We start from the raw sequence: 9805 nt of genomic DNA, 5'->3' as shown, positions 1-9805 counted from the left end.
CTCAATCCAATTGAACGTCTTTGGGCGGTCTTGCACCATTATGTCACCCACAATCGCTACTACCGAAGTCAGAAGCAATTCGCCGACGCCATCCTTGCATTCATGCGTGAGACCATCCCGCAGGAATGGAAGAAATTCCGCGACAAGGTGTCAGATAACTTCCGCGTCATAACACACGAGAACTTTCGGGTTTTGGAGTAGAAGAAGTATATGTCGGACTGTGTGTTTCATATTGGTAAATATCGCGCCCGATTCGGGCACAATCTGGGCGCGAACGCGTCGTTTTGTCGGTCCTTTCAGGCGGAAATCACGGCTGGCCAAACGCCGCTGGTTGGCTTATGTCGCAAGCGGTGACAGCGATGAAATGAGGGCGTGGATGGCCAAAATCACTTATGTCGAATTCAACGGCACAGAACATGTGGTCGATGTGGCCTCTGGCCTGACCGTCATGGAAGGCGCCCGCGACAACGGTATTCCGGGAATAGAGGCCGATTGCGGCGGCGCCTGCGCCTGCTCGACCTGCCATGTCTATGTGGACCCGGCTTGGACAGACAAGTTGCCAAGCAAGGACGCGATGGAAGAAGACATGCTCGACTTCGCCTTTCAGCCAGACCCACAGCGCTCGCGTTTGACCTGCCAGTTGAAGGTGAGCGACGCTCTGGATGGCCTGAAAGTCTTCATGCCCGAAAAGCAAATCTGATCACAACGGCGGCTGCGCACAACTTTCGGGTGCAATTTTAACTGCGGCTTAACCAATCTGCGTCACGCTTGGACAAAGTATTGTCGTAAGTGGGATTGGGAAAAATGTCGCAAGCGCTCCTTCTGGGCCTGACAATTGTCGCCAGCAGCACGTTGGTATGCGCGGCCGTGGCCTTGCTGTTTTCCGGTTTTGGCAGCCGGAGCAGGGGGGCGCTGACTGCGCCGGACATGTCCGAACAGGACGCGGTGTTTATATTCCGCGACGATGTGCTGATCGACCGGTCAGACCGCGGTCGGCAACTTCTCGACTCGATCATGGCGGCCAGCAAGGACAAGCAGGCAGAGCTTGATCACCTGCTCGGCTATCTGGAACAGCGTTTCGCAGACCTGAAACACCATTTGCGCCAGCTTGTCGCACTTGGCGCGCTGGAGCTCGCGGCGCAAGATGGCAGCGGGCTTGTGCTGCATGCCAGCCGCAAGAATGGCCTGACGCATCTGCGGTTGGTCGACACCCGCGCCGAAGGTGCGCTTGTCGCGCTGGACCGGCTGAGTTTCGAGGCGATGCGCGACGAGCTCGACACATTGCGCGATGTGACCAAGCAAATGCCGGTGTTGGCGTGGCGGGTCGATCGGGATGGGCAGATCACCTGGGCCAATACCGCATATATCGAGGCTTATCTTGCGGTCGATGCAGGACGCAACGGGCTGACTTGGCCAATCCCGGACCTGTTTGCAAGCCAAGCCCCGGACGCCCACTGCCGTCTGTCGCTTGATATGGGCACCCATCTTGCATGGTTCGGCCATAGTGCGGCGCCCGACGAGCGCGGCACACTACATTTCGCCGCGCCCATTGATCTGGCTGTCCAGACTGAAACCTCCCGGCGCGAGATGATGCAGATTTTGACACGCACGTTCGCGTCGCTGCCGACGGGCCTTGCGCTATTCGATACCGAGCGCCGCTTGCAGGTGTTCAATCCGGCACTGGTCGATCTCATGGGGCTGGACCCGTTGTTTCTGGCCGCACGCCCGAGTTTCGAGCAGTTCCTGTTCACCTTGAGAGAGCTGCGCATGTTGCCTGAACCCAAGGATTTCGCGACTTGGCGGCGCGAAATCACAGAGATGGAGCGCGCCGCAGAATCAGGGGCGTTTGGCGAGGAATGGTGCCTTGATAACGGGCGCATTTACCATGTCAGTGGGCGCCCGCAGCCGGGCGGCGCACTGGCGTTCTTTTTCGAGGATGTCACCTCTGACGCCACGCTTGCGCGCAGTCTGCGCCAAGAGATTGAACTGGCTCAAACCGTGTTTGACGGGTTGCAAGATGCTGTCGTCGCGTTCAACCCGGCGGGTGATACTTTGCTGTGCAACGCGCGCTACGGCAAGATATGGGGCGAAGATCCCTGCAATAACCTTGCGGATACCGGGTTTCGTCATGCTTTGGCGCTCTGGACGAAAACCTCTGCTCAGTCGCCCTTCTGGTCTGAACTAAGTGGTTTCGCCGCCTCTGCTGCGCCCGGTGCTGTCTTGCAAGGCAGCGTGTGCTTGTTGGATGGAACCACGTTGGGCGTGCAGGCGCGAAGGCTGCGTCAGGATTGTCTGATGATCATCTTTCGACCGTTGGTGCAGGCGAGCATACGCGACATCGCAACAGCGTCGAGCCATGCAAAGGCGTTGAACGCGCCCGATATTCTGGAGGTTGCCGCGCCGCGCTCTGCGCTGGATATTGGCTCGTCGGTCCCGACAATGCCCAAAAAATCCCGCATCGTGCAACATGCGGGCAGTCGCACCCGCGCTTGAGCTTGCTTCGGTCGAGCTGCGCTACCAATCGGGGTGGTTGATGAGACCCATTGCGCGGCAGCGCATTGGCGACGCGGCAACCAGCCTGGCGCGGGCGAGCCGGCACCAAAGCGCAAAGCACTGGAATTGCGCGCCTGCGCATGCGACATCAGGGGCATGTCCGAAGCGTCCGTCACATCCTTTACCAGCCACTCGGCCGATGCGACCGCGAGGATTGCCGAGTCGCTTGGCGCCTTGCTTTCGACGGGCGATGTCATTTTGCTGTCTGGCCCCGTTGGCGCGGGCAAAAGCCATTTCGCACGCGCTCTGATCCAGTCCCGCTTGGCGGCTTTGGGCCGGTCAGAGGATGTGCCGTCGCCCACATTCACCATCGTTCAAAGCTATGATTTGGGACATGTCGAGTTGTGGCATGCCGATTTGTATCGGCTGTCGGGCCCCTCTGAATGCGATGAGTTGGGGTTGCCCGAAGCGTTCGAAACGGCGATTTGCCTTGTGGAATGGCCCGACCGGCTCGGTGATCTGTGCCCGCCGGGTGCCTTGCATCTAACGCTGGAGCCGCAGGGCGACACACGGCACTTGCATTTTGCAACCGACAGCGCCGCATGGCGACACCGCCTAGCGCGGGTGGAGGCCGGATGATTTTCGCGTCCACCGACCGCGCACGGGTGTTTGCCTTGCCACCCGGTGCAGATTTCCCGCAGCTTTTTGCGCAGGGACTACGCAAGCGGCTTGACGGTTTGCCCGCTGAATCGCGCGCCCGTATCACGATCTTGGTCAATTCGGGGCGCATGCGCCGCCGTATCCGCGAGTGTCTTGTCGCGCAGGGTCCGGGATTGTTGCCGCGTATCCGGCTGGTAACAGAGCCGCTCTTGTTTGACGGCGCGCCGCAACACGCGCCGCCCGTCTCTCCGCTGCGGCGACGGCTGGAACTGGCGCAGCTGGTGGGCATGCTTCAGGCGGCGAACCCGAATCTTGCGCCCCGTGCAGCGGTGTTCGATCTGGCTGACAGCCTTGCGCGGCTTTTTGCGGAAATGCAGGCCGAGGGGGTGGGGTTCCGCGCGCTAGATGAGTTGGACCTAAGCAATCATGCCGACCACTGGGCGCAGGCCCAACGCTTTTTGCATCTGGCCGAAACGATCATTGCGCCAGATGCTCCTGATGCAGAGGGCCGGTTGCGGGCACAGGTCGAGAGTTTGACGGCGAAATGGCAGGATGCCCCACCCGCCGAGCCGATGATCGTCGCAGGCTCCACCGGCTCGCGGGGAACCACGGCACTATTGATGAAAGCCATTGCACGTTTGCCGCAAGGCGCTGTGGTCTTGCCGGGATTCGATTTCGACATGCCCGCGCAGGCATGGTCGCAATTGGACGATGCGGCGGCCGCAGAGGACCATCCGCAATACCGCTTTCACGCTTTGTTGCACGGCCTGGGGCTGGCGGCGTCGGATGTCGCACCTTGGGATGACAGCCCACCCTTGCCGCGCGGCCCGTTGGTGTCATTGGCCCTGCGCCCCGCGCCGCAAACCGACCAATGGCTGCGTGAGGGGCCATCTTTGGGCAATCTGGTCGCGGCGACAGAGGGGGTGAGCCTGATCGAAGCCCCGTCGCCACGGGCAGAGGCGACCGCCATCGCGCATTGCCTGTTTGACGCGGCAACGCGCGGCGCGCGCGCGGCGCTTGTCACGCCAGATCGTGACCTGACACGCCGTGTGGCGGCAGCGCTTCAGGTCTGGGGTATCACCCCGGATGACAGCGCGGGCCGCCCTTTGGGCCTGTCGGCACCGGGGCGGTTCTTGCGGCAGGTGGCCGAATTGTTCCTGCGCAGGTTGGATGTGCCCAAGCTGCTGGCCTTGTTGAAACATCCCTTGGCGCATAGCGGGTCAGAGCGCGGCGCGCATTTGCTGCACACCCGCGATCTGGAGCTATTTTTGCGCGCGCGTGCCATGCCGTTTCCGGATGCGCAGGTGCTCTCGGCCTTTGCCGCAGATGACGTCCCGCGCAAGGATTGGGCGCGCTGGTTATCCGTGACTTTGCCCGGCGCGCCGGACCCGTCACCGCGGCCGCTTGGCCAGTTGGTTGCCGATCATCTGGCGCTGGCAGAGCGTTTGGCGGCGGGTCAAGCTGGAACCGGTACGGGCGGGTTATGGGACGAAGCGGCGGGACTGGAAGCGCGTGCGGCGATGGATGCCTTGGCAACAGATGCCGATGCTGGCGGCAATCTGACGCCGTTTGATTATGACACGCTGCTGGCCAACATCTTTGCGGCGCGAGAAGTGCGCGAACCCGTAACGGCCCATCCGGATGTGATGATCTGGGGCACGTTGGAAGCGCGGGTGCAGGGCGCTGATTTGGTCATCGCCGCAGGGCTGAACGAGGGCGTCTGGCCCAAGGCACCCGATCCCGATCCGTGGTTGAACAGGGCCATGCGCGCTCAGGTGGGGCTGCTTCTGCCCGACCGTCAGATCGGCCTGTCGGCGCATGATTTTCAACAAGCGGTCTGCGCGCCCCGCGTGGTGCTGTCGCGGGCGATCCGCACGTCAGAGGCCCAGACGGTGCCGTCCCGCTGGCTGAACCGTCTGACCAACTTGATGAAGGGGCTGCCCGAACAGGGTGGCGTGGCGGCGCTGGACGCAATGCGCGCGCGGGGACAGCTCTGGCTGGACCAGGCCGCCGCCTTCGAGGCGGATTTTCGCGCCGTCCCCCAAGATCCACCGGCGCCACGCCCCGCGCCTGCGCCGCCCGTGCGCCCGCAAAAGCTGTCGGTCACGCAGGTGGAAACGCTGATCCGAGATCCTTATGCAATTTATGCGCGCCATGTGTTGGGTCTGCGGCGGCTGAACCCGCTATTGCCAATGCCCGATGCGCTGTTGCGTGGCACTGTGCTGCACAAAGTGCTGGAGCAGGCGACCGAACCGGACGCACCACGCCCGCTGCTGGAGGTGGCCCAAGACGTGCTGGACGACGCCGTGCCATGGCAGGCGGTGCGCGCGCTGTGGTGGGCGCGGTTGGCGCGGGTTGCCCCGGAATTAGAGGCTTATATGTCCCACCAACCCGGCGAGATTGCGCTGCGCGAGGCCAAGGGGGGCTGGGAGCTGCGCGACCCGCCCTTTACCCTGACCGCCAAGCCCGACCGCATCGACATATGGCCAGACGGGCGGGCGCATATCCTAGATTACAAGACCGGCGCGCCGCCCACTGACAAGGAGCAAAGGGAGTTTGCCAAGCAACTTTTGCTACAAGCCGTCATGGCGCAAGAGGGCGCTTTTACAGGTCTGGGCCCGCGCGAGGTTGCGCGTGTCAGCTATCTGGGCCTTGGGGGTAGCGCGCTGAAGCTGTCGAAAACCGATATGACACCGGCCCTGATTGACGAGGTGCGAGAGGGCTTTGTCACCCTGATCCGTGCTTATCTGGACCCCAGGCAAGGCTTTGCCGCACGTCGCGCCGTGCAAAAGCAGAACCGCGCGGGAGATTATGACCATCTGGCGCGCTTTGGCGAATGGACGATGCAGGACGGCTCCGTCACCATTCGGGTTGGGTGGGACAATGACTGATGCGGCCACCGAAGCGCAGAACCGCGCGTCAGAGCCCCTGTCCTCGACATGGTTGTCGGCCAATGCGGGGTCGGGAAAAACCAAGGTTCTGACCGACCGCGTGGCGCGGCTACTGCTGCAAGGTGTGGCCCCACAACATATTCTGTGCCTGACCTATACCAAAGCGGCGGCCAGCGAGATGCAGAACCGCCTGTTCAAGCTGTTGGGCGGCTGGGCCATGTTGCCCGATGCCGAGTTGCGGCGCGAACTTGGCAAGATCGGCGAAGAGGGTGGACCCGCTGCACAACTCTCGGATGCACGGCGCTTGTTCGCGCGCGCCATAGAAGCGCCGGGCGGGTTGAAAATTCAGACCATTCACTCGTTCTGCGCATCCTTGCTGCGCCGTTTCCCCTTGGAAGCTCACCTGTCGCCCGCCTTTACAGAAATGGACGCGCGCGCGGCCCGCGCCCTACGCGCCGATGTATTTGAAACGCTTGCGGGGCGGTCCGATGTGGTCGCCGGTCTTGCGCAAGTCTTTACCGGCGCGGATATCGAAACGCTGCTGGCAGAGATCTGCGCCAATGCCGCTTTGTTCGACGCCCCCGCGCCCGATGAAAGCGCCTTTCGACTGCCGGATGGCATGACCGACGACACCTTGCTGTCAGACCTGTTTCTGGGCAGCGAGGCGGCGCTGGTCGCAGATGTGCTTCCGTATCTGGACGCGGGTGGCAAGAACGATGTCAAGGCCGCGGAAAGGCTCAGGGCCTTGGACCTAAGTCAGGCAGGCATGTCGCCCCTGCCATCGTTGGAAGCGATCTTCCTGACGACGTCCAACGCAAAAGAACCGTTCACTGCCAAGATCGACAGCTTTCCCAACAAGGATACGCGCATTGCCATGGGTGCGCTGATTGAGCCGCTGAACCAGTTCATGGCGCGGGTAGAGCGTGCGCGCCCCTTGCGCCTAGGGTTGGCGGCTTTGCGCCGTGCCCGCGCCCTGCACGCTTTTGCGCAGCCGTTCCTTGCTGATTACCGCGCGCAGAAAACCGCGCGCGCGTGGCTTGATTTCGACGACCTGATCGCGCGCACGGGCCAGTTGTTGACGGACCCGTCAGTGGCGCAATGGGTTTTGTTCAAGCTCGATGGCGGGGTCGATCATATTCTGGTGGATGAAGCCCAGGACACCAGCCCCGCGCAATGGCGTGTCATCGAGTTGCTGACGCAGGAATTTACCGCCGGGATCGGTGCGCGCGATGTCGAGCGCACGTTGTTCGTTGTCGGCGACAAGAAGCAGTCAATCTACTCGTTTCAGGGTGCCGACCTGCGCGTCTTCGATGAAATGCAGGCGGATTTCTCTCAGCGGCTCTCGAATGTCGGGCTGCGCCTGAACCAAGCCGCGCTGACGCATTCCTTCCGATCTTCCGATGCGGTGTTGCGCGTGGTGGATATGACCTTCCAGCCGCCCCATGACGAAGGTTTGGGCGGCGTTCCAACGCATATTGCGTTCTTCAACAGCCTGCCGGGACGAGTGGACCTGTGGCCGCCCATCCTTCCGGAAAAGACCGATAGCGACCGCGCATGGTATGACGCGGTGGATGTGATTTCAGACGAACATCACCACCGCCAGCTTGCGAGGGCCATTGCGAAAGAACTGCGCCGCATGATCGAGGCGCGCATATTGGTGCTGCATGACACCGTCACACGACCGATGCACGAAGGCGATGTTCTGATCCTTGTGCGCCGCCGCAACACCCTGTTTCACGAGATCATATCCGCCTGCAAGGCCGAGGGGCTTGCGATTGCAGGGGCTGACCGTTTGCGGCTGGGCGGTGAAATTGCGGTTCGCGATTTGACGGCGCTTCTGGCCTTTCTGGCCACGCCCGAGGATGACCTGTCACTTGCCGCCTGTCTGCGGTCGCCCTTGTTCGGCTGGTCGGAAGACGCGCTATACCGCTTGGCGCAGGGCCGTGCCAAAGGCGAATACCTGTGGTCGCGTCTGCGTGCGCGGCTCGACTGCCCGACCTTGGCTGTGCTGCGCGATTTGCGCACCCAAACCGATTTTCTGCGTCCCTACGATCTGGTCGAGCGTATGCTGACACGTCACGACGGACGCCGCCGCCTGATCGCCCGCCTTGGACCAGAGGCCGAGGACGGGATTGACGCGTTTCTGGCGCAGGCTCTGAGTTATGAGCAGGCGGAAATTCCGTCGCTCACCGGTTTCCTGACATGGCTGGAACGCGATGAGGTGGAACTGAAGCGCGAATTGGACAGCGCCAGCCCGATGCTGCGCGTTATGACCGTGCACGGGGCCAAGGGGCTGGAATCGCCCATTGTTATCCTGCCCGATACGGCGGACCAGAAACCGAACGACACGACCGAGATTGTCGATGTCGCAGGCCGTGCGGTCTGGAAAGCCCTTGCAGGGCAAAACCCCGAGCCGGTGCAAGAGGCGTTGAACGCTCGCGCCGCGCGCCGCGAGCAAGAAGATGCGCGGTTGCTCTATGTCGCGATGACACGCGTCGAAAGCTGGTTGATCGTGGCGGGCTCGGGCAAGGTGGACAAGGCTGAAAGCTGGTATCAACGCGTGGCAGAAGGGGTTCGGGCGGCCGGGGCGGAACGGTTGGACACGCCCACAGGGCCGGGCAGTCGCCACGCCCATGGGAACTGGCCCGCACGGTCCGATGAGGTTGCAAAAACCGGCGCCGCGCGCGCGGAATTGCCTGATGCGCTCTGGCACCCCGCCCCGAAACCACCAGAGCGCGTGACGCCCCTGAACCCGTCGGGCTTGGGCGGTGCGAAAGCGCTCCCGGGCGAAGCGGGGCTGGACGAAGACAGCGCCCTGCGGCTTGGCACGGGGCTGCACCTGCTACTGGAGCATCTGCCGCATTGGCCGCGTAAGAGCTGGACCGCGCGCGCCGCTGACCTGCTGGGCAGTCCCTCCGATGCCGCGCTGCTGCTACCCGAGGCGACGGCCGTTCTGGACGCCCCGGAGCTAGCCCCGCTGTTCGCGCCCGACACGCTGGCAGAGGTCGAAATCGCCGGTCGCTTGGGCGACCGCCCGCTATTTGGTGTGATCGACCGGCTGTTGGTGACGGGCGACCATGTTCTGGCTGTCGATTATAAATCGAACCGCGTGGTGCCCGATAATGCAGCGCAGGTGCCAGAAGGGCTTTTGCGCCAGATGGGTGCCTATCTGGCTGCGCTGGAACAGGTTTTTCCGGGTCGCAAGGTCGAGATGGCGCTACTGTGGACCGTGACCGCCAGCCTGATGCGACTACCCGATAAGGATCTGCGCGCAGCGCTTGCCCGCGCGGGCGCTTGAAACCCCGCGCGCGGTTGCATAATTGAGAGATAACGAAGCAAACCAATGGAGGGGCCAATGCCCACAGTTGCTGTCACCGATGCCACCTTTGACGCCGAAGTGCGCGAGTCCGACATTCCTGTCGTTGTCGATTTCTGGGCCGAATGGTGCGGTCCGTGCAAACAGATCGGCCCGGCGCTGGAAGAGCTTGCCAGCGAATACGGCGACAAGATCAAGATTGCCAAGGTGAACGTGGACGAGAATCCCAACACCGCCGCCGCGATGGGAATTCGCGGCATTCCGGCACTGTTCCTGTTCAAGGACGGCAAGCCGGTGTCGAACAAAGTGGGCGCTGCCCCGAAATCGGCACTGCAGTCCTGGATCAACGAAGCGATGTGAACTCTTCGGGGCGGAACGCTGCCCCACCCCTGCCGGTCGCGGTTCGCCAAGTGGCGGACGCCTCCGGCGGGAGTATTTTCAGCAA

The 9805-nt window shown here is 62.5% G+C and carries 6 protein-coding genes and 1 pseudogene; all 7 read left to right on the top strand.

Annotation, left to right across the window (positions count from 1 at the left end):
• Window positions 1–201: pseudogene (locus ROE7235_RS15165) on the top strand (IS630 family transposase); the annotation flags it as partial.
• A gap of 175 nt (window positions 202–376) precedes the next feature.
• Window positions 377–700: a 2Fe-2S iron-sulfur cluster-binding protein gene (locus ROE7235_RS15160; RefSeq protein ID WP_121096348.1), complete on the top strand. Its 324-nt coding sequence runs from the start codon at window positions 377–379 to the stop codon at window positions 698–700.
• A 104-nt stretch (window positions 701–804) separates the two neighbouring features.
• A complete protein-coding gene (locus ROE7235_RS15155) occupies window positions 805–2493 on the top strand; it encodes a PAS-domain containing protein (RefSeq protein WP_121096343.1) in 1689 nt (562 codons plus the stop codon).
• Between the two features lie 156 nt (window positions 2494–2649).
• The gene (tsaE, locus tag ROE7235_RS15150) at window positions 2650–3132 is read left to right on the top strand and encodes a tRNA (adenosine(37)-N6)-threonylcarbamoyltransferase complex ATPase subunit type 1 TsaE (RefSeq protein ID WP_121096347.1); all 483 of its coding nucleotides are present in this window, start codon (window positions 2650–2652) and stop codon (window positions 3130–3132) included.
• Window positions 3129–6044, top strand: a complete 2916-nt coding sequence (gene addB, locus ROE7235_RS15145; RefSeq protein ID WP_183073532.1) for a double-strand break repair protein AddB — start codon at window positions 3129–3131, stop codon at window positions 6042–6044. The genes tsaE and addB overlap by 4 nt, the downstream gene beginning before the upstream one ends.
• On the top strand, window positions 6037–9342 hold the full coding sequence (gene addA / locus ROE7235_RS15140) for a double-strand break repair helicase AddA (protein ID WP_121096342.1): 3306 nt from the start codon (window positions 6037–6039) through the stop codon (window positions 9340–9342). Before addB ends, addA begins: the two co-directional genes overlap by 8 nt.
• A 57-nt stretch (window positions 9343–9399) precedes the next feature.
• Entirely contained in the window at window positions 9400–9720 is a 321-nt protein-coding gene (trxA, locus tag ROE7235_RS15135) for a thioredoxin (RefSeq protein WP_121096341.1), read from the top strand.
• The last annotated feature ends 85 nt before the right edge of the window (window positions 9721–9805 follow it).

The organism is Roseinatronobacter ekhonensis, from assembly GCF_900499075.1.
GTDB classification, from domain to species: domain Bacteria; phylum Pseudomonadota; class Alphaproteobacteria; order Rhodobacterales; family Rhodobacteraceae; genus Roseinatronobacter; species Roseinatronobacter ekhonensis.
Note: the sequence above shows the minus strand (reverse complement) of the source record. Positions and strands in the feature narration are given on the sequence as shown.

What these genes read in the sequence shown, in the direction of transcription:
- ROE7235_RS15160 (WP_121096348.1), top strand. Translation starts at nt 377, where the DNA reads ATGGCCAAAATCACTTATGTCGAATTCAACGGCACAGAACATGTGGTC.
- ROE7235_RS15155 (WP_121096343.1), top strand. Translation starts at nt 805, where the DNA reads ATGTCGCAAGCGCTCCTTCTGGGCCTGACAATTGTCGCCAGCAGCACG.
- tsaE (WP_121096347.1), top strand. Translation starts at nt 2,650, where the DNA reads ATGTCCGAAGCGTCCGTCACATCCTTTACCAGCCACTCGGCCGATGCG.
- addB (WP_183073532.1), top strand. Translation starts at nt 3,129, where the DNA reads ATGATTTTCGCGTCCACCGACCGCGCACGGGTGTTTGCCTTGCCACCC.
- addA (WP_121096342.1), top strand. Translation starts at nt 6,037, where the DNA reads ATGACTGATGCGGCCACCGAAGCGCAGAACCGCGCGTCAGAGCCCCTG.
- trxA (WP_121096341.1), top strand. Translation starts at nt 9,400, where the DNA reads ATGCCCACAGTTGCTGTCACCGATGCCACCTTTGACGCCGAAGTGCGC.